Origin of the sequence: Pseudomonas putida (assembly GCF_001636055.1) — a bacterium.
GTDB classification, from domain to species: Bacteria; Pseudomonadota; Gammaproteobacteria; order Pseudomonadales; family Pseudomonadaceae; genus Aquipseudomonas; species Aquipseudomonas machongensis.
The window spans coordinates 2,985,781-3,011,077 of sequence record NZ_CP011789.1; the positions used below are offsets into that span (position 1 = coordinate 2,985,781).

Consider the following 25,297-nt stretch of genomic DNA (forward strand, 5'->3'; position numbering starts at 1 on the left):
TGCTTACAACTTTCAAAACACACACTCTGAAAGTTGAATGCTAGAGGGGTGGGTTTTTACAGTTGTGAGCATATCCGTTTGCGAGGGTGACGCTTAGTCACCTTTTCGCCCTTACGGCGAGTCACTTTTTGTCAGACGCGACAAAAAGTAACCAAAAAACGCTGCGCTCCGTTCATCCGGCCCTGCGCTTCGCTCCGGGTTCCCTCACTCCGGCCTTGCTCCCGGGAGGACCGCGCTGCAGGGCCCATCCTGGGCCCCAGCGCTTGACGGGCATCCATGCCCGTCACCTCCCTCCGCAAGTCCTGCGTTCGGCCTCCTGAAGTCGCGGAGGTACGGGTGGTGCCTGGGCTGGCGTAGCTGTCGCTCGTGGGGTATGAGGCTGGATGCTCTTGATCTTGCTTCTAAGTGCGCGATGGATCAGGCGCCGCCAATCGCGACTTCAGGAGGCCGAGTGGAGTTCTTGCGGAGGGAGGTGACGGGCAGGGATGCCCGTCAAGCGCTGCGCCCCAGGAGGGGGCGTTCAGCGCGGTCCTCCCGGGAGCAAGAACGGAACGAGGGGACCCCGGAGCGAAGCGTAGGGGCCGGATGAATGGAGCTAGCGGTTTTTGCCTTCTTTTGCCCGCGTGCAAAAGAAGGTCGCCGTAAAGGCGAAAAGGTGATTATGCGTCACCCTCGTAAATGAATGTGCTTATAACTTTCAAAACACACTCTAAAAGTCAAAGTCAAAGGCGAGCGGGGTGGGTTTTTATAGATGTAAGCATATCCGTTTGCGGGGATGACGCTTAGTCACCTTTTCGCCCTTACGGCGAGTCACTTTTTGTCAGACGCGACAAAAAGTCACCAAAAAACGCTGCGTTCCAATCATCCGGCCTCCTTAAGTCGCTGAGGTACGGGCGGTGTCTGAGCTGACGTAGCTGTCGCTCGTGAGGTATGTAAGCGTCCGCCCAACTCACCTTGCGTGAGCTGGGCCGGAATCCACTGACGGAGTAGCAACCCGTCCTTAGTGGCCTCTTTGTCAGCTCCGGCACCCTAGCGAGACTGCGCTGCTTGTTGACTGGAAGACGTTGCAGCACACTAAGTGTCCAACGTAAGGAGACGACCCCACATGAAGGATACGCCTAGCATCCCCCTGATTATCCTCGATGTTCAGGATGCTATCGATCAGCCTGTTTGGAATGGTAAAAGCCACCCTGGCTATTTGTCCGTAATCCAACGCCTTCTGCGGCACTGGCGATCAAATGGCTGGCCTGTCCTTCATGTGAAGCATGATGAAGAGAATCCCACCTCCAGCTATCACGTTCATGGCCCTTGGAATGGGATCAAGAAAGAAGTGGCTCCGATAGAGGGCGAGATTGTCATCATCAAGCATGAGAACTGCGCATTCATAGGAACTCAATTGGATGCCATTCTCAAAAGCATGCAAGTAAAACGCATTGTGTTGACCGGTGTTGTGGTTCATAACAGCATGGATGCCACTATTCGAGCCGGGAAAGCGCTTGGGTACGAAATTATTCTTCCAGCGGATGCCACGACTGCTGTACCCGTAATCGGGCCGCAAGGAACGTGTTGGGACGCCTCAACCGTTTATGAGCTGACCTTGGCCATACTGGGCACCGAATATGCCCAGGTCATGTCATCAGATGATGTGATCACAGCTCTGCCTATGAAATAGCGGCAGGCCCCCACTGATGCGGTAGCAAGTGCCCGATTTTACTGGCCCCGCGGGGTCGGCAGCCGCATTAGAACATCCTTGAGATGGGCGTACGGATCGTGCCCATTCATGCGCGCTGAGGTATGAGGCTGGATGCTCTTGATCTTGCTTCTAAGCGCGCGATGGATCAGGCGCCGCCAATCGCGACGTCAGGAGGCCGAGTGGAGTTCTTGCGGAGGGAGGTGACGGGCAGGGATGCCCGTCAAGCGCTGCGCCCCAGGAGGGGGCGTTCAGCGCGGTCCTCCCGGGAGCAAGAACGGAACGAGGGGACCCCGGAGCGAAGCGTAGGGGCCGGATGAATGGAGCTAGCGGTTTTTGCCTTCTTTTGCCCGCGTGCAAAAGAAGGTCGCCGTAAAGGCGAAAAGGTGACTATGCGTCTCACTCGTAAATGAATGTGCTTATAACTTTCAAAACACACACTCTGAAAGTTGAATGCTAGAGGGGTGAGTTTTTACAGTTGTGGGCATATCCGTTTGTGAGGATGACGCTTAGTCACCTTTTCGCCCTTACGGCGAGTCACTTTTTGTCAGACGCGACAAAAAGTAACCAAAAAACGCTGCGCTCCATTCATCCGGCCCTGCGCTTCGCTCCGGGTTCCCTCATTCCGGCCTTGCTCCCGGGAGGACCGCGCTGCAGGGCCCATCCTGGGCCCCAGCGCTTGACGGGCATCCATGCCCGTCACCTCCCTCCGCAAGTCCTGCGTTCGGCCTCCTGAAGTCGCGGAGGTACGGGTGGTGCCTGGGCTGGCGTAGCTGTCGCTCGTGAGGTATGAGGCTGGATTCTTGATTGGTAACGGCAACGGGAACGGCATTGAGATTGTCTTGTAAGGACGCCGGTGCGGCTCAAGCCACTTTGCGTAAGGCCTCGATCAACTCTCCCTTGCGCATGGTCGAGCGACCGGCAATGTGCTGTTTACGCGCACGGTCCATCAACTCGGCCTTGGTCATGTCCTCCAGCTGTTGTCCGGAACGGGGCACGCCATGCTTCGTCGCGACAGCACGCCGGGCCGAGGACTCCCGTGCCTTGGCCTTGGCCGTCGGGCTTTTCCGTTGCCCCGAACCGCCTTTGCGCTCACCCCCTCCGGACTGCTTGTTGACCGTGGCCCAGGCGCGGGCTTCGGCTTCGTCCTTGGACACGCCCTTGGCCTCGTAGCTCTGTTCGATATGCTCGGCCTTGCGTTTCTGTTTATCGGTGTACTTGTCTTTTTCTCCACGTGGCATGGTCGTTCTCCTCTACGTCAGTGGGTCTGCCAGACACCGTTGCTGCGTTCGCAATCGCTACGCGCCTGGCCCAGGCTGGGGGTGTCGTAGTAGTAGGTGATGATCCGCGCGTCCTTGGGCACGGTGGGGCGGGTGGAAGGCTCGCTGCGCCCCGCGGCATCGGGGTTGGCCAGGGTTTCCTGGGTCAGCGGTGCGATGCAGCTGCCGACGCTGCCGTCGGCGCAACGCTCGACTCGGCGTTTCTGGCTGTTGAGCATCTCCTTGCTTTCATTGCTGCACGACCAGGCAATCGCTTCGGCCGGCATGTTGGCGTAGCTGTAGCAGGTATGCTGCTGCACCGGGTTGACCGCATCGCTGGATGAGCGCGTGACCACGTCGCAGCCTTCGGCCATTGCCTGGCCGCTGGCCAGGGTGGCCAGCAGTGCAATACATGGAACGATCCGCATGATGTACCTCCCGGGCCCCACGGCCCATCAGCGCTTGTCGAGGGCTGGCTCGACCTGTCGGCGCAAGGCCTTGGCGCGTTTCTCGAGGATCAGGTAGGTGACCACCGCCAACAGCAGCGGGATCAGGTAGTACAAGGTTCGATAACCCAGCAACGCGGCCACCAGCGTGCCCTGGCCGAGCTGGCCATGGAGCAGGGCCAGGAAAACGGCCTCCAGCACCCCAAGCCCGGCGGGAATATGGGCGACCACGCCCGCCACGCAACTGATCAGCAACACACCCAGCACCGAGGGATAGAACAGCTCCGGTGGCAGCAGCAGATGGATCAACGCCGCCATCAACGCCCAGTTGCTTGCACCCAGGGCCACCTGGCACAACGCCAGGCGCAGACTCGGCAGGGTGACTTGATGCCCGCGCAGGTCCCACGTGCGCCGCTTGGCGAAGGCGCAGGCGAAGAGGTAGGCCAACGCGACCACGACCATCAACACGCCGATCAGCCGCAGGCCGCCAGCGCCTACCGTCCAGTTCTCCGGCAGCTTGACCAGGCCCAAGGCGAATACGGTGCCGGCCAACAGCAGGTAGCCCATCCAGTTGGTCAACAGGCCCAGGGTGAGGATGCGGGTGATGGTCGGGGTATCCAGGCCCAGCCTGCCATACAGCCGATAGCGCAGGGCCACGCCACCGACCCAGGTGGTGAAGTTGAGGTTGAACGCATAGCAGACGAATGCCACCGGCAGCACCTGCCGAGCTGGCAGGCGGTGGCCGGTATAAGCGCGGGCGAGCAGGTCGTAGCTGGCGAACACCAGATAGCTGCACAGGGCCAGCAGCAATCCCAGGACCAAGGTCGAGGGCCGGTAGGCCCGCAGCGACTGGCTGACTTCGTTCCAGTCCAGGTTGCGCGCCAGGGTGAACAGCAGCACCGGGATCAATACCAGGAACAGCACGGTCAGCAGGCGTTTGCCCCAGGTCTTCCAGCGTGGCGTGGCCATCAGGTCTTGCCCTCTTGGTAGTCGGCCGGAGCCTCGCTTTCGCTTTGCAGCGACTGCAGGCGTTGCCGGTGTGCCGGGAACCAGCCGGCGATACGCGGGAAATAGCGGGTGATATGGAAGCCCAGGAAGATCAAGGGGGCACGCCACCAGTAACCGCGCACCATGCGCTCCAGCGTCACGGCCTTGCAGTGCTCGCGGGTCAGTTCGCTCAAGTGTTGGTAGAGCACAGCGTTGAACGCCCGGTCGCGGATCAGCAGGTTGGCTTCGAGGTTGAACGACAGGCTCAGTGGGTCGAGGTTGCTCGAGCCCACCGTGGTCCACTCGTCGTCCACCAACGCTACCTTGCCGTGCAGCGGGCGCTGGCAGTATTCGTAGATGCGCACCTCGTCACGCAGCAGGTAGTTGTAGAGCAGCCGGGAGAGTGCGCGGACCCAGCGCATGTCCGGTTGCCCCTGAAGGATCAGGGTCACCTCGACCCCGCGCCGAGCGGCGTTGCGCAGTTCGCGCAGCAGGCGGTAGCCGGGGAAGAAGTAGGCGTTGGCCACGACGATACGTTGCCTGGCTTCGCGCAGGGCTTGCAGATAACAGGCCTCGATATCGGTGCGGTGGCGCCGGTTGTCGCGCTCCACCAGCACGGCGCTGGCCGGGCCTGCGGCGATGTTGTTCGGCTGGACTCGGCTGGCGGCATCCAGCACGGGGGCGAGCATTCGGCAGGAGGACGCGTGCACCTGGCCCACTACCGGGCCGACGACCTCCACGGCGTAGTCCTGCTTGGCTTGTGGGCCGAAGTCGCCGAGGTGGTCGGCGCTGTAGTTGATACCGCCGATAAACGCGCGTTGTCCGTCGATCACCAGGATCTTGCGGTGCAGGCGACGGAACAGGTTGGTGCGCATGCCGGCCAATCGTGGTTGCGGATCGAACGAATGGAAACGGACCCCGGCCTCGGTCATCGAGGCGATGAATTCGTCGGGCAGGTCGGCGGTGCCGTAACCGTCCACGGCGACTTCGACCCTTACCCCGCGCCGAGCGGCGTCGATCAGGGCCTGGCGCAAGGCCTGGCCGACCTTGTCGTCGTAGATGATGAAGGTCTCGAGCAGTATTTCCTCACGAGCCTGAGCCATGGCCTCGAGCACGCGCGGATAGTACTGCTCGCCGTTGACCAGCAACTGGACGTGATTGCCTTCGCTCCAGGGCAGCTTCATAGCGTCACCTGCGCGACCAGCGGGGCATGGTCGGAGAGGTGTGACCACGGGTATCTGGACAGTACCCGGGCGTCGCTGGCTTGTGCGTTGCGCAGGTAGATGCGGTCCAGGCGCAGCAGCGGCAGGCGCGCGGGAAAGCTGCGCGCCGGCTTGCCGAAGGCTTCGACCAGATGCCCCGAGAGCCGCACATCCGCTTTCAGGCGCCAGTCGTTGAAGTCACCTGCGACGATAACCGGCTCGTCCGAGGGCAGGCTGTCAAGCAACGCCAGCAGCAGGTCGACCTGCTGCTGCCGGTGCTCCTCGCGCAGCCCGAGGTGCACGCAGATCGCGTGCACCTGCTCGTGGCCCGGCACTTCGAGCTGGCAATGCAGCAGGCCGCGCTCCTCGTTGCCGCGGATCGTGACGTCAAGGTTATCGTGGGCGCGGATCGGGAATTTGGACAGGAGGGCATTGCCATGGTCGCCATGGGGATAGACCGCGTTGCGTCCGTAGGCGAACTGGGGCCACATGCTGTCGGCGAGGAATTCGTACTGAGGTGCCGTCGGCCAGGTCGGGTGGCGCTCGGCATGCTGCTGATGGCTGCCGTGTACTTCCTGCAGGAACACCAGGTCGGCCCCGGTCGCGCGCACCGCCTCGCGCAGTTCCGGCAGGATGAAACGGCGATTGAACAGGGTGAAGCCCTTGTGCACGTTGAGGGTCAGCACCGTCAGGCAGTGCACGGCGGTCACCTTGTCGATGATGCAGCGTGGGGCGGGCAAGGTTCCGTTCATAGCGACTCCTGCGGTTCGACGCCGGGCTCGGTCACCAGCTCGCCGTCAAGGCCGAGCTTGCCCAGCAGGCGGCGGGCATCGTAAGGGGCATGCACCTTCTGGTCATTGTCGAAGTAGCAGTACACGTCACGGGAGGCACGTTTTGCCGGCGCGCGACGCACGACGCGCTGGGCATCCTCCGGCTGACCGCCTGCCGCCCAGGCCTGGATACGCATGCGCCAGCGGCGCAGCGCGCTGGCGGTATAGCCGCTGCTGTAGAGCTCGACATCGCCATGCAGGCGCAGGTACATGAAGTCGGCCGTGACCTCCTCGACATAAGGCCATTTGCCCGCGCTGTCGGCGACCACCAAGGCGACCTTGTGTTTGCGCAACAGGTCGATGAAGGTGTCGCAAAGGAAGCTGGGGTGGCGGATTTCCACGGCGTGGCGCAGGCGTGCGTTGCCCTTGATGGCAGTCCCACCGCTGCCTTGCAGGCGCTCGGCGGCGTCGCGGGCAATGCGGCGGGCGGCCGAGCGGTCATGTGGGAGCTTGGCGAGAAAATCGCTGAACCGCTGCACGTCGAATTTCAGGTTTGGGGGAAACTGCCAGAGAAAAGGACCAAGCTTGTCACCCAGCAGCAAGGGGCCCGAGGCGAAGAAGTTGGCCAGCGCTTCGTCGATCTCGCGAAGCCTGCGCACATGGGTGATATAGCGCGGCGCCTTGACCGAAAACACGAAATCGTCGGGCGTCTCGTCACGCCAGCGCTCGTAGCGTTCAGGGGTCTGCAGCGCGTAGAACGAGCCATTGATCTCGATGCTGTTGACTGCCCGCGAGGCGAACGCCAGTTCGTCGTCCTGACGCAGCCCCTTGGGGTAGAAATCCTTGCGCCATGGGCCATAGCGCCAACCGGAAATGCCAATGCGGATCTCGCTCACCACAGCCCCCTGGATTGAGTAATCATCAGTAGCGACCCGTGGCGGATCGAGAGGGTTCAGCAGGATTGACGAGTGGCGTTACCTGGAAAGCGCGGGGCCTTCAGCCATCGGATTGTTCTTCTGGAGGTACCTGGCCTTCCGGCCAGTCGGGTGCCTCTTGTTGCGGGTCGGGCGCGGGTATCTTCTCGCCGGGATCGTGTGGGACTTCATCGACATAAGGATCTGGATGATTGGGGTCGCTCATGGTCGGTCTCCTGGGCAGGTAGGTCAGTCGCTTTTTGTCAGCCATGAGGGGGCACCTCTGGTCGAACACAGGAACGCCTGTGTTCAGCTGTGACCAGGGCGCGAGTCATCGCACTGCAAAGATTCTCGGATTTCCAGACCAATTGCCTGAAGGACCGCGGGACAAACATTTAGCGGGTGAACAACAGCAGTACTGCGCGTGGCCTGCATTGCGAGCACGCTCGCCGGTGGGGGAAGAAAACCGGAACTTTGCCCGTGCTGCGGGGCTCCACCGCATGCAGGAGCACACATCGAGGTAAACCATGAAATTCGATCGATTTGCCCAATGGTTGGCCAACCGCAGTGGACGTCCGATGACCTTCGCCATCGCACTGGTGCTCATCATTGCCTGGGGGGTGAGCGGGCCGTTATTTGACTTCAACGATACCTGGCAACTGGTGATCAACACCTCGACCACGATCATCACCTTCCTGATGGTGTTCCTGATCCAGAACACCCAGAACCGCGACAACGACGAGTTGCACATCAAGATCGACGAGCTGCTGCGCACCACGAAGCGGGCGCACAAGGCGCTGCTGGACCTTGAGGACATGGGGCCGGCGGAACTGCATGCGCTGCGCAAGCATTACCAGCGAATGGGTGAGCACGACTCGGCAAAAGCGAGCCGTGATGCTCAGGAAAAGGACACGTCTGACTGAGCCTGGAAGAAGACAGGGCCAGTCAAATGATTCACCCAACTGACCCGATCGACTCCGTGATCTCCTCTAAAAGCGCTGTTCCACGGCACTGCAGTAGGGGCGAATGAACATCGCCACACAGGGCGGCGAATCCAGCCAGGTCCCCGTGGCCCGCGCTTTGACGGCGCAGCGCCAGGTCAATAGGGCACCGAACCGCACAGTGTCTCTATGGCCTCGACCAGTTCGTCATAGCCCACCGGCTTGTTCAGATGGCGATCGAAGCCTGACTGGCGTGAGCGGTACTGGTCGGCGCTGGCGCCGTAGCCGGTCAGGGCAATGGCCGGTGTGTAGCGCAGGTGTTCCAGGCCCCGTAGCGCCTTGATCAAGGCATGGCCGTCCATTATCGGCATGCCGATATCGGACAGGATGATCTCGTAGCGTCCGTCGGCAGCGGCCTCGAGCGCTGCTTGCGGGTCGCTGTAGGCCTCGACGTTCGCACCCTCCATCTCCAGCAACTGCTGCATGACCTCGAGGATTTCCTTCGAGTCGTCTACCAGCAGCACCTTGATACCGTCCAGGCGGCCGTCGCTGTCCTGCGCGGGCGCATCTGGCGGGGCCTGGTGCTCGGGTGCGGACAATGGCAGGGAGACTGTAAAGGTACTACCGCAACCAAGCCCCGGAGAATAAGCCGCCACCGTCCCGCCATGGGCCTCGACCAACTGGCGCACCAGCGACAGGCCGATGCCCAGCCCGTCGCGGTGGTTGCCGGACGACTGCGTGGCAGCCTGGGTGAACAGGTCGAAAACGCTCTCGAGGCTATCCGCGGTCAGGCCCACGCCCTGGTCGATCACTTCCAGAAGGGCTTGTGTGTCTCGCCTGGCGAGCGCCACGCGAATCTCGCTGCCTGCGGGACTGAATTTCAAGGCGTTGTTCAGCAGATTCCAGATGATCTGTTCGAGCCGCGTGCCATCGGCATCGACGTAGACCGGCGCGCCATCGGCCGGCAACGCCAGGCGCACGGTGCAAGGATGCTGCTCGTTGAGCACCACCGCATGGATGCCCTGTAGCACTGCGCACAGGTCGATCAACTGGGTCTTGAGCTTGAGCTTGCCGGTGCGGATGCGGGCGACGTCGAGCAGGTCGTCGATGATCCTCGCCTGACTGGATACTGCGTCACAGATGATCCCGACAGCCTTGCTGGCGGCGCTGGCAGACTTCACCGCCGGCGAGCGGCGCAGGATCTCGGCGTTGAGTTGGATCAGGTTCAGCGGATGCTTGAGCTCGTGGGACATGACGGCGAAGAACTCGTCCTTCATGTGGCTGCTGCTCTGCGACTCGGCCAGTTGCTTGCTCTGCTCGTCGTGCAGGCGCTTGTGGCCGGTGAGGTCGCGGGCGATCTTCACGTAGCCGCGCAGGCTGCTGCCCTTGAGGCGGGACACTTCACCGCTGCAGTAGAAGCGACTGCCATCCTTGCGCACGTGCCAGCGCTCGTCCTGGCCGCGGCCATGGAGGCGTGCGCTGCGCAGCTCGTGTTCAGGCACACCGCTGGCCTGATCCTGTTCGGTGAAGATCAGCTGATAGTGCTGGCCGAGGACCTCGTCCTTGCCATAACCGAAAATCAGTGCGGCGCCGGTGTTCCAGTCGGTGATCAGACCTTGCTCGTCAAGCAGGATGATGGCGAAGTCATGGGTGCTTTCGGCCACCAGGCGCATGCGTTCCTCGCCCTGGCGCAAGCGTTCTTCCGCGGCGCGGCTCTGGCTGATGTCGATGAAGGTCAGTACGGTGCCATCGACATTGCGCTCGCTGGCCCGGTAGGGCAGCAAGCGGGCCAGGTACCAGTGCTGGTTGTGGCCGACCACCTCGCGTTCGATGGTGGTCTCGCGCTCGACCACGGCACGGGCGTCGTCGGCCAGGCCGGGGTAGTCGAGACGATGGGTGATATCGAGTAGCGAGCGCCCGGTGTCCACCGGCAGCATGCTGAAAATGTCGGTGGCCCGTGGGGTGAACCAGCGGATGCACAGGTTACGGTCGACGAAGACCGTGGCGATGTCGGTCGAGGCGATCAGGTTGCTCAGGTAGTCGTTGACCTTGTCGGTCTCCTCGACCTTGGTCTTGAGCTCGTAGTTGACCGTCAGCAGCTCTTCGTTGATCGACTGCAGCTCTTCCTTGCTGGTTTCCAGTTCCTCGCTGGCCGAGCGCAGTTCCTCGTTGATCGCCTGCATTTCCTCGTTGGAGGCGGTCAACTCCTGGCTGGAAAACTCCGATTGCTCGATGGTTTCCTGCAGTTGCAGCCGCGTGCGGTGCAGTTCGCGCTCCAGGTTGCTCAACACCATGCCTTCGGTCTGCTCGACGGCAGCGTTGGTGCTGGCGCTGCTATCGACTTCGACCGTCTGGAACACCACCAGCAGGCAATCGGTACCACTGGGGTCGTCCTGGTGCGGCTGGATCAGGATTTGCACGGTAGTGGGCTGTTCGTCGAGGTTGACCGCGACACTGCGCGAGGTCACCGCCTGGCCGCTGCCTTGCGCTTGCAGCATGGTACTGCGCAGGGCCGGCCGCAAAGGCGCGATGATCAGGCTGAGCAGGTTGTGGCTGAGCTCGCCACCCGCATGGCGCAGGAAGCGCCCGACACCTTCACTCATGTGCAGGATATTGCCCTCGCTATCGACCACCAGGCTGGGCGGCGTGCAGCGGGCGAGTGCGCGGTGGTGGATCTCGGCGTAGGACAATCGGCGAGTGCTACGCGCGCGGGCCGGTGGCGCGAGCGCAGGCTCCGGGGCCTGCAGGCGCGGCGGATGGCTGGTGGTCGGCACTTCTCGGGCGCGGAAGATACGGTTGCGTTTGTCCACGGCGACGAACAGCTCGGCCGCAAGGTCAGTCGACTCGGAGCTACCGAGGAACAGATGGCCGCCTGGACGCAGGGCGAAATGGAACAGACGCAGGATATCGCGCTGCACCTCGCGGTCCAGGTAGATCAGCAGGTTGCGGCAGACGATCAGGTCAAGCTGGGAGAACGGCGGGTCGGATAGCAGGTTGTGACGGGCGAACAGGACCTTTTCCCTGATTTCCTTGCGTACCCGCAAGTGCTGTTCTTCCTTGATGAAGAACTGGCGCAGGCGCGCCGGTGACACGTCGGTGGCGATGGCATCCGGATACCGGCCGGCGCGACCGATAGCGATGGCGCGTTCGTCGAGGTCGGTGGCGAAGACCTGCACCTGGGCACTGCGCTGTTCCACCGCCAACTGTTCGGTCACCAACATCGCCAGGCTGTAGGCCTCCTCGCCGGTGGAGCAGCCCGCTGACCAGAGGCGTACCTCGTGCGCGGACTCTTCGCTGGCATCCTTGTTGACCAGGCCGGGCATGACATGGCGCTGCAACGCTTCGAACGCTTCGCGGTCGCGGAAGAAATTGGTCACTCCGATCAGCATGTCGGCCAGCAGTGCCCGCGACTCCTCCGGATGGCGTTGCAGGAAGTCGAGGTAGCCGGCCAGCTCTGTCTGGCCGGTGACATGCAGGCGGCGTTCCAGACGGCGCAGTACGGTGGCGCGCTTGTAATGGCTGAAATCGTGCCCGGTATCGCCTTGCAGCGTCAGCAGGATCTCATCCAGCAACGGGTCACTTGCCGCCGGGTCGCCTTCACGCTCTCCCAGAGGCGGCGGCAGGCTGTCGTCCTCGATTTCCGGCAGTTTCACCTGGCGCGCCGTGCGCCACAACTCGACCAGGCGCCCAGGCATTTCAGCCACTGGCAGCAGCATGTCGACCATACCGGTGGCCAGCGCTGCACGGGGCATGTCGGGGTACTCGGCATCATCGGGTGCCTGCACCAGGGTCACGCCACCTTGCTCCTTGATGCGCGTCAGGCCTACGGCGCCGTCGCTACCGGTTCCCGAGAGCACGACGCAGAACGCATGGTCCTTGTGCACGTCGGCCAGATCGCGAAAGAACAGGTCGATGGCCACGTGATCGCCGCGGCTGCGCTTGGCCGGGGTTACCCGCAGGTAGCCGTCGTTGGTGGACAGGCGATTGGCCGGCGAGATCACGTAGACATGGTTGCGTTCGATCGGCACCGGCTCGCTGACCTGGCGTACCGGCATGCGGGTGACAGCCTGGATGATCCGGTCGGCCTGGCTCTGGTGGTCCGGGGAGAGGTGTAGAACGACGACGAAGGCCATGCCGGAGTCGTCCGGGGCGTGCTGGAAGAAACGACGGATCGCCTCCAGCCCGCCGGCTGAGGCGCCGATGCCGACCACGGGGAAATCCAGGTGGCTGGGACTGAGCGCCGAGTTGTGCGGCGAGGCGAGGGACGTTTTGCTGGACGACTTCATGGCATCAGCCTTGTACGGACCGGGAAATGGCCTGGGGCGAATCGCCGGGCACTGGGCGCAGATTATAGGCTGGCGCTCACTTTGGCGATGAGCGGCTGCCCTCGAGGAGGGCCAAATGCTCGATGGCCTCCTGATAACGCTCGGCTGCCTTGCGCCGCAGCCCCTGGTAATGGTCGAAGTCAAAGGCGTCGAGCCCGACGCCTTCGAGTAGGGCAAAGGCTGCGCGGTCGAGTTCATAGGCGCTGGCGAACAGCCGGCGATTCTGCTCCAGAGCGAGCTGTTGGCAGGCGCGGGTCATGGGCATGGGAGCTCCGGTAGGCGAGGTGGTATTCAGACCTATGACTACCGCGCAGGCAAATAAGTGCGAACGTTTTGACCGGATGGCTCTTTTCTATTTCGGCGGCGACCAACGACTGTGCCCGTGGCCTGGGGACAAATGGCAAAATCTGTACATGAAGATAGAATATCTGTACATCATGCTATCTTTGTACAGTATTAGGCCGCGCTTGAGGTCAATATGGTTCACCGTGCTCGTTGGACGTGCCTTTGCCTGCTGATCGTTGCGTTTTCGGCGACGGCGGACTGGCGCTCGCAGTTGCCCGGAGCGCAGCGGTTGGGTGCCGGTGAGTTCACTTGGTTCGGCCTGCGTCTTTACACCGCCCAGCTATGGACGCTGGGGCCGGCGCTGGACTGGAACCAGCCGTTCGCCCTCGAGCTTCTCTATCACCGGTCGTTGTCCAAGGACACGCTGGTACAGGCCAGCCTCGAGGAAATGCATCGTCTCAACGCTAGCGGCATTGCGCCCCAGCAACGCCCGGCTTGGACCCAGGCGCTCGAAGCGGCATTCGTGGACGTGCGCCCCGGGATGCGAATTACAGGCTTGTACCTGCCGGGGCAGGGGTGCCGCTTTTACGTCGAGGGTGAATTGAGCCGCGAAATCAACGACCCGGCCTTTGCCCGGGCATTCTTTGCCATCTGGCTCGATCCGCGTGCCAGGGACCCACAACTGCGTCAGCGCCTGCTCGGGCTGACTGGCAGTGAACGAGGACGCTGAATATGTACAAAGCACTGTTGCTGGCGTTGTGTCTGCTTCTGGGCAGCTGTGGCAATGTCGGGGTCGAACGCTATGCGCAGGAGCAGCCGAAGCTCGACCTGATGGCGTTCTTCTCGCGGCCGGTACAGGCCTGGGGGATGTTCCAGAAGCGCTCCGGTGAGGTGGTCAAGCGCTTTCATGTGCGCATCGATAGCCGTCGTGAAGGTGAGCATCTGATCCTCGAAGAACATTTTCTCTATAGCGATGGCACCCGTCAGGAACGCACCTGGCGGTTGGTGCCCGACGGCCCTGGCCGCTGGCGCGGAACGGCGGGGGACGTCATTGGCGAGGCGAGGGGGGAAGTGGCGGGTAACGCGTTGCGCTGGCGTTATCAGCTTGACCTGCCTGTCGACGGGCGTAACTGGCAAGTGGACCTGGACGACTGGATGTACCTGATGGATGACGACACCCTGATCAATCGCTCGAGTATGAGCAAGCTGGGCGTGGAAATCGGCCAGATCACCCTGTTCTTCCGCCGCCTCCCGGAGGGTACGCCGTGAACCTGGTCACGCTGTTTCAATGGGTCTCGACCGGCGAAGCGAAGGCGCTGGAACTGCTGTCGCTGGAGGGCGGCTTCTACCTCCTGCGTGCCTTGACCGACGCTGGCCCCGTGACTCTGAACGATGCCCATGGGCAGCCCCTGCGCGTGCGCTCCACCACCGAGCTACGCCAGTTGCTGACGGGCCTGCCAGCCGTGCCCTGCACGCTGGTGCAGCACGTGGTACATGATGAGATGTGCGGGCAACGTGACGGCCCCATCGAACCACTGCGCGTCCCGATAACGCTCGCCAGCCAGTGGTAGGCGAAGCGATGCGCCTGGGCCTGGTGCTGGGTGACCAGCTGTCGTTCGACCTGGCGAGCCTGAGCGCTCTCGATCCTGCCCGGGACGCTATCTTGATGGCGGAGGTGGAGGGTGAGGCCCGGTACGTGCCGCACCATCCATTGAAGATCGTTCTGATCTTCAGCGCCATGCGGCACTTCGCTCGCTGCCTGCGCGAGCGGGGTTGGCAAGTGCACTATGTCGAGCTCGATGCGGCAGGCAACAGCGGCAGCATCGTTGGCGAGTTATGTCGCTGGCAGCAGGCCTTGGGCGCTACGCAGATCCACCTGACCGAGTGCGGCGAGTGGCGTCTGGAGCAGGCATTGCGTGATGCCGGGTTGCCGCTGGTGTGGCACCGTGACCGGCGTTTTCTGTGCTCGCGCGAAGCCTTTGCGCGCTGGGCCGGCGAGCGGCGCCAACTGCGCATGGAGCACTTCTACCGCGGCATGCGCAAGCGCACCGGCCTGCTGATGGAGCTCGATGGCAGCCCGGCAGGTGGGGCCTGGAATTTCGATGCCGACAATCGCAAGCCGTTGCCGCGTCAGCTACGTGGCCCATTCGCTGCGCATTTTGCGCAAGACGAGATCACAGCAGCGGTACAGGCGCTGGTAGGGCAGCGCTTCAGCGATCACTACGGGGCCTCCGACGGCTTCGACTATCCAGTAACCCATGCCCAGGCCCAGCAGCTCTGGAAACACTTTCTGGAGTTTGGCCTGGCGGCTTTCGGGGACTACCAGGATGCGATGGCCGAGGGCGAGCCTTACCTGTTTCATGCACGCATCAGTGCGGCGCTCAACATCGGGCTACTGGATGTGCGTTGCCTGTGTGACGACGTCGACAGGGCGTGGCGCGAGCGGCGAGTGCCGCTCAATGCAGCCGAGGGGTTCATCCGCCAGTTGATAGGCTGGCGCGAGTATGTGCGCGGGATCTACTGGCTGCGCATGCCGGAATATGCCGGGCTCAATCACCTGGGCAACGAGCGCGCGCTGCCGGAATTCTACTGGACCGGGCAAACCCGTATGCGCTGCATGGCGCAAGCCATCGGGCAGACCTTGCGGCTGGGCTACGCACACCATATCCAACGGCTGATGATCACCGGCAACTTCGCCTTGCTGGCCGGTATCGTGCCAACGGCGATTTGTGAGTGGTACCTGGCGGTCTACATGGACGCCTTCGACTGGGTCGAGCTGCCCAACACGCTTGGCATGGTGATGCATGCCGACGGTGGCTACCTGGGCTCCAAGCCCTATTGTGCGAGTGGTCGGTACATCCAGCGCATGTCCGACCACTGCGCGTCCTGCAGTTACAGGGTTGGTCAGGTAACCGAGGAGGATGCTTGCCCGTTCAATGCTCTGTACTGGCATTTTCTGATTCGCCATCGCACCTTGCTGTCGGCTAACCCGCGGCTGGCTCTGGCCTATCGTGGGCTCGATGGCATGTCGGCCAGCCGTCGCGATGCCGTATGGCAACGCGGCCAGTCGCTGTTGGCGCGACTGGATGCCGGGCAGGCAATATGAAGAAGAGCCTGTTGCCCAGCAAAGTCTGTGTGGTGTGCGGCCGGCCGTTCAACTGGCGCAAGCGCTGGGCGCGCTGCTGGGAAGAGGTGCGCTATTGCTCTGAGCGATGCCGCAGGTCAGCGCCACGCCGCCAGGCGCAAGAGCAGGGGCAAGGTGAAGGCCCAGATGGGCGCCAGTAGCAGGCCGGTTTCCAGCGTGCCCGAAGGCAATCCCACCCCGGCCAGCCTGGCGCCCGCCAGGTAAGCCAGGGGGCCGCCGATTGCGCCTAGCAGTGCACCGAGCCGCCAGTCCCTGGCGATCCATGCCAGGCTGTGGCGCATGCCGCTGGCCAGCACCAGCCACAGCAGCGCCAGCCACAGTGGCAGCGGCCTGGCATCGAACGCGAATACCCCCAGCGCTCCCAGCACCGTATCGAGCAGGCAGCCGGCCAAGGTAACGCGCCACAGGGCCTTGAACTCGCCGCTGACGTCCTGGCTCAGGCGCAGGTGCACGCCCAGGCCGAGGATCACCAGCAGCAAGAGCCAGGGCCGTTCGGCACCCAGTACGCAGGCCCACCAGCCAACCTGCAACCAAAGGGCATTGGCGACCAGCCTGCCGCCGTGCATCAGGCAAGGCCTGGCAAGGGCGCACGACGTGCCTGGGGCGCGGCCAACAGCAGGTGGGCAACGCCGATGGCGCGCTCCTCGAAGCCGCCTTGGCAGTAGCACAAGTAGAATTCCCACAGGCGCTGGAACGTGTCGTCGTAGCCCAGGTCGGCCAGCGCCGTGCGTGCCTGACGCAGGTTTTCCCGCCAATGCTGCAGGGTGAGGGCGTAGTCCTGGCCGAAATCTTCCATATGTACAAGGTTCAGCGCGGTGTGCCGGCTGGCGGTATCGAGCATCACGCTCAGCGAAGGCAGGGCGCCTCCGGGGAAAATGTAGCGCTGGATGAAGTCCACCGAGCGCCGTGCCTGGTCGTAACGTTGGTCGCGAATGGTGATGGCTTGCAGCAGCATCAGGCCATCGGGCTTGAGCAGCGCGGCGCACTGGCGGAAGTACACCGGCAGATAACGATGGCCTACCGCCTCGATCATCTCGATCGAAACCAATTTGTCGAAACGGCCTTCCAGGTCGCGGTAGTCCTCGCGAAGTACCGTTATGCGCTGCTCCAGGCCCAGCGCCCGAACGCGGTCCAGGGTATGGCTGTACTGCGCTTCGGAGAGCGTGGTGGTGGTGACCTTGCAGCCGTATCGGGTGGCGGCGTGAATCGCCAGGGAGCCCCAACCGCAGCCAATTTCCAGCAGGTGATCGTCAGGGCATAGCTCAAGTTTCTGGCAGATACGCTCCAGCTTGTGCACCTGTGCGTGTTCCAGTGTCTGCCCGGGATGCTCGAACTGGGCTGCCGAATACATCATGGTGGGGTCCAGTAGTCGCTCGAACAGGGCGTTGCCGAGGTCGTAGTGCGCCAGAATGTTACGCCGGGAACCGCGTTTGCTATTGCGGTTGAGCTGGTGCAACAGCCGCAGGGCAGGGCGGCCGAGGCGTGCCAGGCCGCCCTCGAGCGCGTCGAGCACTTCAAGGTTGGCGACGAACAGGCGCGTCACCCGTGCAAGGTCCGGGCTGCGCCAGTAGCCGTGAATATAGGCTTCGCCGGCACCGATCGAGCCATTGCCGGCGATCAGGCTCCAGGTGGCGTCATCGAGCACCTCCACTTCGGCCTGCAACGGGCTCTCGGCATCGCCAAAACTCCACTGCTGGCCGTGGCACAGCAGGCGCAAGTGACCGTGGCGCAGCTTGCCCATCCGGGCGAGTACGGCGCTTCGTGCCAGACCGCCGAGCAACGGCGCAAGGCCGGCGAACTTGCTAACGCTCAGGGTGTGATTCGACATCATTCGTGTCCTCGCAGGAGTGGCCGAGCGCCAAGTGATTCTGGCGGGCAGTGTGGTCATGGATGGGGGTGCGTTTGAACAGCAGGCGCAGTGCTTGCCAGTAGATAGCCGAGAGGGTGCGCAGGCTCATCCACGGGAAGGCCAGGATGTATCGATGCAGACTGGTGCGGTCCAAAGGCTGGCGCTGCAAGGCGAGGTCTGCCTTGAACACCGTGCGCTCGTGTTGGTGGTTCTCCATGTGGATACGTATATGTTGCGCATTCAGGGAGAAGCGAAAGCGATAGTCCATGTCCAGTGGCATGAACGGCGACACATGGAAGGCCTTGGATACCGTGAAGGGTGTGCCCAGGTTGTCGTGGACCGGCAGCACGTAGTGGAAGCGTTCACGCCAGGGGGTGTTTCGTACTTCCAGCAGGATCGCCGCCAGGTTCGCGTCGCGGTCATGGCAGAAATAGAAACTCACCGGGTTGAACGACAGCCCCCAGCAGCGCAATTGCGTGAGCAGGTGGACCGGGCCTTCGGGCATATGCCCCGTGGCTTGGTGGACGATCAAGCGCGCGGCCTGTGCCAACGTGTGTCCCTGCTGGGTCAGCGCTGGCAGGTAGTCGGTCTGGCGAAAGCTGAGCGGTGCCAGGCGCCAGCGCCCTAGCCAGCGTGACAGGCTCATCAGCCAGGTTTGCTCGTCCAGATCCAGGTAGAACATGCCTGTTCGATAGCGGAACGCGTGGGCGCGCGGCGTCAGGCGATGGTGGCTGATCCAGCCCAGGCAAAGGCTGCTGTTCACAGTTGCACCCCGAAATGCGCGGCCACCTTCAGCGCACTGACCACACCGTCCTCGTGAAAGCCATTTCCCCAGTAGGCACCACAGAAGTAGCTGTGCTGCTGACCTTGCAGCTCTGACTGCCGAGCCTGCGCCGCGGATGCCGCGAGGCTGTATTGAGGATGGGCGTACTGAAAGCGGGCAATCACCTGCGCAGGGTCTATCAATGCGGTCTGGTTGAGGCTCACGCAGAAGGTGGTCGGTGCCTGAATACCTTGCAGGATATTCATGTTGTAGGTCAGCGCGGCGGGAGCCTCCTGTGGGCCTCCCAGGCGGTAGTTCCAGCTCGCCCAGGCGTGCTTGCGGCGCGGCAGCAGGCGGGTGTCGGTGTGCAGTACGACGTCGTTACTGGCGTAGCCGATGGCCCCGAGCACGGCACGCTCCCGTGCGCTGGGGCTTTCCAGCATTGCCAGGGCCTGGTCGCTATGGCAGGCAAACACCACATTGTCGAAGCGTTCGGTGCCGGCCGCGCTCACCACGGTTACCCCACCTTCGTCGCGGCTGACCCGGTGAACCTTGCAGTCAAGGCGGATGTGCTCAGCGAAGGGGCGGCACAGTGGCGCGATGTAGCTGCTCGAACCACCGTTGATGACCCGCCACTGTGGACGGTGGTTGACCGACAGCAGGCCGTGGTTGCGACAGAAGCGGACGAAGAACTCGAGGGGGAAGTGGAGCATGTCGGCGCGGGACATCGACCAGATGGCCGATCCCATCGGCACGATATAGTGGTCGATGAAGCGCTGCCCATAGCCCTGTGCCTGAAGGTAGCTACCCAGCTTGGTGCTGGCATCGATACGCTGGTTGTCCAGGTCGGACAGTGCCTGGCGGTTGAAGCGCAGAATATCCCGCAGCATTCCCCAGAACCCTGGGGAGATCAGGTTGCGGCGTTGTGCGAACAGTGTGTTCAGGTCGTGGCCGTTGTACTCGAGGCCTGTGGCCGGGTCATGCACGGAAAAACTCATTTCGGTGGGCTGTGAGGTGACCTTGAGCTGGTCGAGCAGCCGAATGAAGTTGGGGTAGGTCCAGTCGTTGAACACGATGAAGCCGGTGTCTATTGCATGGCGCTGGCCCTTCCAGACCACATCGAGGGTGTGGGTGTGGCCACCGATCCAGCGCTCGGCTTCGAAAACCGTGACCTGGTGGTTGCGTGACAGCAGATGGGCGCAGGTCAGCCCGGCGATGCCGCTGCCGATGATTGCTATACGCATGAATCAACCTTCCTGTTCATGACGGGCGAGGCGTTGCCCCAGGGCCAGACGCAGGCGCGCCGGTAGCGCACCGAGCAGGCGCAATACACAGGTGAAAAGACCGGGGAAGTTGATTTCCACGGGGCGGTGGGGCAAGCGCCTGGCGATGTGTCGGGCGGCGCGCTGCGCACTCCACAGCTGCGGCATGGGGAAATCGTTGCGGCGTGTCAGGGGGGTGTCGACAAAGCCGGGGCTGACCAAGGTGACCGCAATACCCTCGCGAGCCAGGTCGATCCGCTGTGACTCCATCAAGTAGCGCACCGCGGCCTTGGAGGCGCCGTAGGCACCGGCGCGGGGCAACGCCAGCCAGGTCACCGAACTGCCCATCACCACCAGGTGAGGGCGCTCGCCCTTGCGAAGCAGGGGCAGTGCCGATGCCAGGCAGTAGGCGACACTGAGCAGGTTGGTGCGCATCACGCGCTCGACCAGCGCCGGATCGAACTGCCCCGGCTCCAGGTATTCGCAGGTGCCGGCATTGAAAATGGCCATGTCCAGCCCGCCCCAGGCCTGCTCGATCCGCGCGGCGATCGCGGCGATATCCTCAGGGTTGCCAAGATCGCCGATGGCCAGCAGTACCTGCCCAGGAAACTGTTCGGCCAGGGGTGCAAGGCGATCGGCCTGGCGTGCGCCCAGGGCCACTTGATGGCCTTGCTCCAGCAGGATGCGAGCGAGCTCGGCACCGATACCGCTGCTGGCGCCGGTCAACCAGCAGCGGCTCATGCCAGCCTGCCTTTGAGCCAGCGAATGGCGCCGCCCATGATGGGAAGGTGTTCATAAATGAGGGCGCCGGCGTCGAAATAGTCCTGGTGAAAATGCACACGGTCGCGCCAGTGCAGGCAACTGCAACCTTGCAACGAGATCTGCCGCCCGCTGGCCAGGCGTGGGTGGCGGAACTGCAGGGTCCAGCGCAGGTAACCCTGTCCGGGACTCACCTCGTCGGCGCTGAGAAAGGCATAGCGGATATCGGTGGCGTTGGCGTACAGCTGCTCGAAATAGGCTCGCAGCGCTGGCAGGCCCTGTATGTGGTGCAGAGGGTCGCGAAAAGTGATGTCTTCGCTGTACAGGTTTTCCAGCGTGCCGAGGTTAGCCCCATCGAGGCTGGCGAAGCGCTCGGCGAATTGCTGTAGGTATGCTGACATGTGGGCTCCAGGAAATCCTGTACAAAATATATTTGTTGTACAGGTATAGCTGAAGCGCCGAGATTAATCTATACAGATTGAGGGCTGTGTATAGCTTTTTTTTAGCGCTTGTCCTGGCCGAGCTGGCGGCGCAAGCGGGCCACTTCGGCCTCGAGCTCGCGCACCTTTTCTTCGGCGCAAACCTGCGCTGTCACATCGCGCTGGATGCCGATGTAGTAGGTTAGCTGGTCTGCCTCGTTGTACACGGGCGAGATGGACAATTCGTTCCAGAACAGGCTTCCATCCTTGCGATAGTTGCGTAGCACCTCGCGGCAGGGGCGGCCTTCACGGATCGCATCGCGGATGCTTGCGAGGCCTTCCTGGTCATGATTCTCGCCCTGCAGAAAACGGCAATCCTGATAGAGGATGTCGTCGGCGTAATAGCCGGTCAGTCGCTCGAAAGCGGGGTTGACGTAGATGAGGATGCTGTCGTTGCCCTCTTGCTCGGCAACGACGATGCCATCGTTCGAATGCTCGACCATCAGTTGAAGGAGTTTCGCGGTGATCATAGGGCCCACCTACAGGCGTTTTATATGCGAGATGCGCAGATTGCTTCTGTGTGGAAGACCTCGGCGCCGTTGGTTGCATGATGGACCATGGAGGCTCGCCGCAGAAAGTCCATATGAGTTTAGAATGCTCGATCTCCCGGATATTCTCTGATTATGACTGACACCACCCCACCCGATTTGCTACCCATGCGCGATGTGGTCAGCTTGACCGGCATCAACCCGGTCACGTTGCGCGCCTGGGAGCGGCGCCATGGGTTGATACGCCCGCAGCGCACCGAGGGCGGCCATCGTTTGTACACCGCCCGGGATGTGCAACGCATACGCGACATCCTGCGCTGGACTGCCAACGGCCTGCCTATCAGCAAGGTCGGCGACAGGCTCACCGGCCGGCCTGAGGCGCCAGTGCAGCAGGCCTCGGCCTTCGACGAATGGCGAGACGCTGTGGTGCGTGCATCCGAGGCATTCGATGCACAGGCGTTGGAGGGGATTCATGGCCAGTTGTTCACCCTGTTCCCCAAGACCTCCGTGCTGCGCGAAGTGCTGATGCCGGTTTGGTACGAGTTGGCTTCAGGGGCTGCTCCAGGCCGGCGTAGCCAATGGCTGTTTCTCGATACGTTCCTGCGTGCCCGCTTGCTGGCGCGCCTGCACTTGAATCAGATCCCCGCGCCGCGGGTGCTGCTGGCAAGCACCGAGGGGCTGGCTGAATTCGAGGTGCTGTGCGCTGGGCTGATGTTGAGCAGCGAGCAACAGCGCATCGACGTATTGGGCTGCGGACAGTCGTTGGAAGAGTTGCCGTTGCTCTGCACCGCCATGCAGCCTGCGGCGCTGGTGATAAAAGTCCAGGCGCCGGTGAGCCCCGCCTTGGCCAGGCGCTTGCGTACCTTGCAGATGGACATTGCCTGCCCGCTGGCCTTGGTTGGCGAGGGGTTGGCTGATTCGCTGCATGCGTTGAGCGGAATCCCGTTATGCCTGCTGGACGAGGGAGGCGTTGACGCTGCGCGCAGGCTGAGTGCGTTGCACCGTGGCGCGCTTGACCTTTAACGGGTCTGGGCTCCAAACATGGAACTTTGCCCCACGGATTGGCTTCCCTTGTTCAAAGGCCAAGCTGAGGAGAGCAGCATGAAAAAAGAGACCCAGACTCAAAAGCCGGGGACGCAGACCGGGACCCAGGGGGAGGAGGAGCGAGACAACGACGCCCATCGTCCGGACGGATCTACCGGTACATCACATGACTCGACGGCGCAAAAAACGGCCCGTGATCATGGTCAGCACAAACGCTGAAACTGCCACCCGACAGGGTTGAGGCTCGCCACGCTGGCGAGCCTCTGGGGCGGAGCAGGGAAATCGCAGGTGAGACGTCAATTCAATGGAATTCTCGGTCCCATCGCCTGTTCTACCGGACTCAGCTCCTGGCTCATCTCGTAGCTCGGACCCCACTTTCCGGAGCAGCGAATGCCTCGAATCATTACCCCAACCACCCCTGAACACGAGATCAACGAGCACAATGCGAGGATGTTTGGCTCTCCCAAGGAGCGCCTGGACTTCTACCGCCGCGAGATCCAGTACGAAACCAGCATCCTGGCCAATCGCACGGATGCCTACCTGGCGGCGCAATCATTCCTGGTCATCGCGTTCGTTTCTTCCATGGGCAACCTCAATCAAGGGTGGGGCGAAATGTTCACCCTGATCGTGCCGGCGTTCCTTGCCTTGCTCGGGGTATTGAGCTCGCTCAACGCCTGGCCTGGCATCCGGGCTGCGTACAACATCATCGATCACTGGCAGCTCAAGCAAAGCCACCTGCTGCGCAGCGAGCCGTTGATGGGGTTGGCCTACGACGAGTCGCCGCTGTTCTCCGAGGCAGAGACCTCTCGTGCAGGGCATCGAAAATCACTGCTGTTTTCGTTACGCACGCCGTGGATCTTTCTGGTCTTCTGGGTGCTGCTGGGTAGCTACTCGGTCTACATCCAACTGGCCTGAGCGCGTCGATCCTGGACGTTCGGTTCGAGCATCCAGGGCTCGACGCGGGCTCAGCGGGCGAGGTGTGCCGTAGCGCCAACCTCAGTAACGTCAGCCTTTGCTGTGCTCGTCAGAAGTGGGCCCGGTGCCTCGCTTGATGCCTCGTGGGCCAGCAACGCCCCAGATCCCCAGACCCACGAGCGGTAGCGCCAGGATCAGCAGGGCCCAGGCCGCTTTGACGGCATCCGTCTTGTCGCTCCTGAACACGCTGACGATGGCCCACAGGTCGATGAGTAGAAGAATTGCCGCCACGGCAATCCAGAAGTAACTGGCTAAACCGTTCATGACCTTGCCTCCTCTACACGTAGTCAGGGCCCAGGGTGCCCGCCGCAGCGCCTGGCACGAGGATGACCTTGCGGCAGTTGTCCTGCTTCTGATCGAAGATCTTGTATCCCATCGCCGCCTCCTCGAGCGCCAGGCGGTGGGTGACGATCAGTTCCGGTTGCAGGCGTCCTGCTTCGATGTGCTGCAGCAGTTCTGGCAGGTATTTCTGGACATGGGTCTGACCCATCTTGAAGGTGAGGCCCTTGTCGAAGGCGTCGCCGAACATGAAGGCGTGGATGAAGCCGGCGTACACACCGGGGACGCTGACAACCCCGCCACGGCGAACCGCAGCAATGCTCTGGCGTAGCGCCTTGCCACTGCTGCCTTCGATTTTCAGCGCTGTCATCACCGTTTCTGCAGTGCTGCCCTTGGCCTCGAAGCCGACCGCGTCGATCACGGCATCCACGCCGCGCATGCCAGGTGTCTGACGGATGATGCTGTCTGCAGGGTCGTCGTCCTGCTCGAAGTTGATGGGTATGACTCCGTAGGCCTCCTGGGCATACGCCAGGCGGTAATCGTTGTCGTCGACCATGAAGATGGTCTGGGCGCCGAGCATCCGCGCGCAGGCAGCACTCAACAAGCCCACTGGCCCGGCCCCGTAGATAGCCACTGACGAACCCTGGCCGATGTCGGCATTGATCACCGCCTGCCAGGCGGTCGGCAGAATGTCGGAAAGAAACAGCACCTTGTCATCGGCAAGGTTCGTGGGCACTTTGAACGGGCCGACATTACCTTTGGGCACCCTGACATAGTCGGCTTGGCCGCCAGGGATACCGCCATACAGATGGCTGTATCCGAACAAGGCAGCTCCTGGGGGAATGCTTTTTTTGTTGATGATCGCGCCGCGCCCGGTGTTGGTAGTCTCGCAAGCCGCGAACAGATCGTGCTGACAGAAGAAGCAACTGCCGCAGGCGATCACGAAGGGGATCACGACGCGATCGCCGATCTTCAGATTGGTAACGGCACTGCCGGTGTCCTCGACGATACCCATGAACTCGTGCCCGAAAATATCGCCCGCTTCGGTTTGCGGGATTTTGCCTCGATAGAGGTGCAAATCGGAGCCGCAGATGGCGGTGGCGGTCACCTTGAGGATGATGTCGTCTTGTTCCTGGATGATGGGATCAGGGACGTTATCGACCCTGACGTCGTGTGCTCCGTGGTAGGTCAATGCTCTCATGAGTGTCTGCTCCTGCAAGTGCATGTTTGCGTGGTAGGTATGCAGGGGAAGCCATGACAGTCAGCAAAGTTCAGGTGAGTAAGTCCGGTGGTACTAAATACTGACTCGCTAAATAGCGTCTTCTGTTCGATCGGGGTAAGCGGGAACAGGCTGCATCCGGCAAGCACCATCGGCCCTGATCCAATGCTCATTGGAACGTTGCGCGCAGGGCGGGCTCTCACAAAGAGGGGTACA

28 protein-coding genes and 1 pseudogene are annotated in these 25,297 nt (G+C 62.3%); 10 read left to right on the top strand and 19 right to left on the bottom strand.

The genetic code is table 11. The annotated features are described in order from the left end of the window. Nucleotides 1-1,105 precede the first annotated feature (1,105 nt). Nucleotides 1,106-1,672, top strand: a complete 567-nt coding sequence (locus tag AB688_RS13195) for an isochorismatase family protein (RefSeq protein ID WP_063544609.1) — start codon at nt 1,106-1,108, stop codon at nt 1,670-1,672. On the opposite strand, the pseudogene AB688_RS26795 reads toward AB688_RS13195, so the two are convergent. From AB688_RS26795 to AB688_RS26800, 8 genes and pseudogenes are all read right to left on the bottom strand, one after another. Continuing rightward, nucleotides 1,662-1,791, bottom strand: a pseudogene (locus AB688_RS26795) (transposase domain-containing protein); the annotation flags it as partial. The gene AB688_RS13195 and the pseudogene AB688_RS26795 overlap by 11 nt on opposite strands. Before the next feature lie 762 nt (nt 1,792-2,553). Further along, nucleotides 2,554-2,931, bottom strand: coding sequence for a Rho termination factor N-terminal domain-containing protein (locus tag AB688_RS13200; protein WP_063544611.1), 378 nt, complete (start codon nt 2,929-2,931; stop codon nt 2,554-2,556). A 17-nt stretch (nt 2,932-2,948) separates the two neighbouring features. Continuing rightward, nucleotides 2,949-3,377 (bottom strand): hypothetical protein, encoded by a 429-nt coding sequence (locus tag AB688_RS13205; protein ID WP_063544613.1) that lies wholly within the window; start codon nt 3,375-3,377, stop codon nt 2,949-2,951. 27 nt (nt 3,378-3,404) lie between these two features. Further along, nucleotides 3,405-4,364 (bottom strand): lysylphosphatidylglycerol synthase domain-containing protein, encoded by a 960-nt coding sequence (locus AB688_RS13210; protein ID WP_063544615.1) that lies wholly within the window; start codon nt 4,362-4,364, stop codon nt 3,405-3,407. Next, a complete protein-coding gene (gene clsB / locus AB688_RS13215) occupies nt 4,364-5,566 on the bottom strand; it encodes a cardiolipin synthase ClsB (protein ID WP_063544617.1) in 1,203 nt (400 codons plus the stop codon). The genes AB688_RS13210 and clsB overlap by 1 nt, the downstream gene beginning before the upstream one ends. After that, complete coding sequence (locus AB688_RS13220; protein WP_063544619.1) at nt 5,563-6,336, bottom strand: endonuclease/exonuclease/phosphatase family protein; 774 nt, start codon at nt 6,334-6,336, stop codon at nt 5,563-5,565. Before AB688_RS13220 ends, clsB begins: the two co-directional genes overlap by 4 nt. Continuing rightward, nucleotides 6,333-7,250 (bottom strand): DUF72 domain-containing protein, encoded by a 918-nt coding sequence (locus AB688_RS13225; RefSeq protein WP_063544620.1) that lies wholly within the window; start codon nt 7,248-7,250, stop codon nt 6,333-6,335. Before AB688_RS13225 ends, AB688_RS13220 begins: the two co-directional genes overlap by 4 nt. Nucleotides 7,251-7,350: 100 nt before the next feature. Further along, nucleotides 7,351-7,494 (bottom strand): hypothetical protein, encoded by a 144-nt coding sequence (locus tag AB688_RS26800; protein WP_153774704.1) that lies wholly within the window; start codon nt 7,492-7,494, stop codon nt 7,351-7,353. A gap of 301 nt (nt 7,495-7,795) precedes the next feature. On the opposite strand from AB688_RS26800, the gene AB688_RS13235 reads away from it, so the two are divergent. After that, on the top strand, nt 7,796-8,191 hold the full coding sequence (locus AB688_RS13235; RefSeq protein WP_063544622.1) for a low affinity iron permease family protein: 396 nt from the start codon (nt 7,796-7,798) through the stop codon (nt 8,189-8,191). Nucleotides 8,192-8,367: 176 nt separating this feature from the next. Here AB688_RS13235 and AB688_RS13240 read toward each other — a convergent pair whose 3' ends face one another. Beyond that, on the bottom strand, nt 8,368-12,495 hold the full coding sequence (locus AB688_RS13240) for a CheR family methyltransferase (protein ID WP_063544624.1): 4,128 nt from the start codon (nt 12,493-12,495) through the stop codon (nt 8,368-8,370). Nucleotides 12,496-12,571: 76 nt separating this feature from the next. Beyond that, complete coding sequence (locus AB688_RS13245; protein WP_063544626.1) at nt 12,572-12,799, bottom strand: hypothetical protein; 228 nt, start codon at nt 12,797-12,799, stop codon at nt 12,572-12,574. Nucleotides 12,800-13,012: 213 nt separating this feature from the next. Here AB688_RS13245 and AB688_RS13250 point away from each other — a divergent pair, with 213 nt between their 5' ends. From AB688_RS13250 to AB688_RS26270, 5 genes are read left to right on the top strand one after another with little or no spacing between them, the layout of a single operon-like run. Next, a complete protein-coding gene (locus AB688_RS13250) occupies nt 13,013-13,549 on the top strand; it encodes a chalcone isomerase family protein (protein WP_063544628.1) in 537 nt (178 codons plus the stop codon). Between the two features lie 2 nt (nt 13,550-13,551). Continuing rightward, nucleotides 13,552-14,088, top strand: a complete 537-nt coding sequence (locus AB688_RS13255) for a DUF3833 domain-containing protein (protein WP_063544630.1) — start codon at nt 13,552-13,554, stop codon at nt 14,086-14,088. Further along, a complete protein-coding gene (locus AB688_RS13260) occupies nt 14,085-14,390 on the top strand; it encodes a DUF6482 family protein (protein WP_063544632.1) in 306 nt (101 codons plus the stop codon). The genes AB688_RS13255 and AB688_RS13260 overlap by 4 nt, the downstream gene beginning before the upstream one ends. Before the next feature lie 8 nt (nt 14,391-14,398). Further along, nucleotides 14,399-15,925: a cryptochrome/photolyase family protein gene (locus tag AB688_RS13265; protein WP_063544634.1), complete on the top strand. Its 1,527-nt coding sequence runs from the start codon at nt 14,399-14,401 to the stop codon at nt 15,923-15,925. After that, a complete protein-coding gene (locus AB688_RS26270; protein WP_081255232.1) occupies nt 15,922-16,104 on the top strand; it encodes a DUF2256 domain-containing protein in 183 nt (60 codons plus the stop codon). The genes AB688_RS13265 and AB688_RS26270 overlap by 4 nt, the downstream gene beginning before the upstream one ends. On the opposite strand, the gene AB688_RS13270 is transcribed toward AB688_RS26270, so the two are convergent. The 7 genes from AB688_RS13270 to AB688_RS13300 all read right to left on the bottom strand — a co-directional run bounded on the left by AB688_RS13270 (nt 16,042) and on the right by AB688_RS13300 (nt 21,546). Continuing rightward, a complete protein-coding gene (locus tag AB688_RS13270; protein ID WP_063544636.1) occupies nt 16,042-16,530 on the bottom strand; it encodes a DUF2878 domain-containing protein in 489 nt (162 codons plus the stop codon). The two genes, AB688_RS26270 and AB688_RS13270, sit on opposite strands and share 63 nt — an antisense overlap. Then, nucleotides 16,530-17,792 carry an SAM-dependent methyltransferase gene (locus tag AB688_RS13275; protein WP_063544638.1) on the bottom strand — a complete coding sequence of 421 codons (1,263 nt, stop codon included), beginning with the start codon at nt 17,790-17,792 and terminating at the stop codon, nt 16,530-16,532. Before AB688_RS13275 ends, AB688_RS13270 begins: the two co-directional genes overlap by 1 nt. Further along, a complete protein-coding gene (locus tag AB688_RS13280; RefSeq protein ID WP_063544640.1) occupies nt 17,767-18,576 on the bottom strand; it encodes a DUF1365 domain-containing protein in 810 nt (269 codons plus the stop codon). Before AB688_RS13280 ends, AB688_RS13275 begins: the two co-directional genes overlap by 26 nt. Next, entirely contained in the window at nt 18,573-19,820 is a 1,248-nt protein-coding gene (locus AB688_RS13285) for an NAD(P)/FAD-dependent oxidoreductase (RefSeq protein WP_063544642.1), read from the bottom strand. Before AB688_RS13285 ends, AB688_RS13280 begins: the two co-directional genes overlap by 4 nt. A gap of 3 nt (nt 19,821-19,823) precedes the next feature. Further along, complete coding sequence (locus tag AB688_RS13290) at nt 19,824-20,579, bottom strand: SDR family NAD(P)-dependent oxidoreductase (RefSeq protein WP_063544644.1); 756 nt, start codon at nt 20,577-20,579, stop codon at nt 19,824-19,826. Then, nucleotides 20,576-20,998: a nuclear transport factor 2 family protein gene (locus tag AB688_RS13295; RefSeq protein ID WP_054894648.1), complete on the bottom strand. Its 423-nt coding sequence runs from the start codon at nt 20,996-20,998 to the stop codon at nt 20,576-20,578. The genes AB688_RS13290 and AB688_RS13295 overlap by 4 nt, the downstream gene beginning before the upstream one ends. Before the next feature lie 101 nt (nt 20,999-21,099). Further along, nucleotides 21,100-21,546, bottom strand: coding sequence for a PAS domain S-box protein (locus AB688_RS13300; protein ID WP_063544646.1), 447 nt, complete (start codon nt 21,544-21,546; stop codon nt 21,100-21,102). Between the two features lie 153 nt (nt 21,547-21,699). On the opposite strand from AB688_RS13300, the gene AB688_RS13305 reads away from it, so the two are divergent. The 3 genes from AB688_RS13305 to AB688_RS13310 all read left to right on the top strand — a co-directional run bounded on the left by AB688_RS13305 (nt 21,700) and on the right by AB688_RS13310 (nt 23,523). Beyond that, a complete protein-coding gene (locus AB688_RS13305) occupies nt 21,700-22,587 on the top strand; it encodes a MerR family transcriptional regulator (protein WP_063544648.1) in 888 nt (295 codons plus the stop codon). Nucleotides 22,588-22,665: 78 nt separating this feature from the next. Further along, entirely contained in the window at nt 22,666-22,827 is a 162-nt protein-coding gene (locus AB688_RS27020) for a hypothetical protein (protein WP_196759858.1), read from the top strand. A gap of 171 nt (nt 22,828-22,998) precedes the next feature. Beyond that, nucleotides 22,999-23,523: a hypothetical protein gene (locus tag AB688_RS13310; RefSeq protein WP_054894651.1), complete on the top strand. Its 525-nt coding sequence runs from the start codon at nt 22,999-23,001 to the stop codon at nt 23,521-23,523. A gap of 90 nt (nt 23,524-23,613) precedes the next feature. On the opposite strand, the gene AB688_RS13315 is transcribed toward AB688_RS13310, so the two are convergent. Then, a complete protein-coding gene (locus tag AB688_RS13315) occupies nt 23,614-23,847 on the bottom strand; it encodes a PLDc N-terminal domain-containing protein (RefSeq protein ID WP_054894652.1) in 234 nt (77 codons plus the stop codon). A gap of 13 nt (nt 23,848-23,860) precedes the next feature. Further along, a complete protein-coding gene (locus AB688_RS13320; protein WP_063544650.1) occupies nt 23,861-25,063 on the bottom strand; it encodes a zinc-dependent alcohol dehydrogenase in 1,203 nt (400 codons plus the stop codon). Nucleotides 25,064-25,297 lie beyond the last annotated feature (234 nt).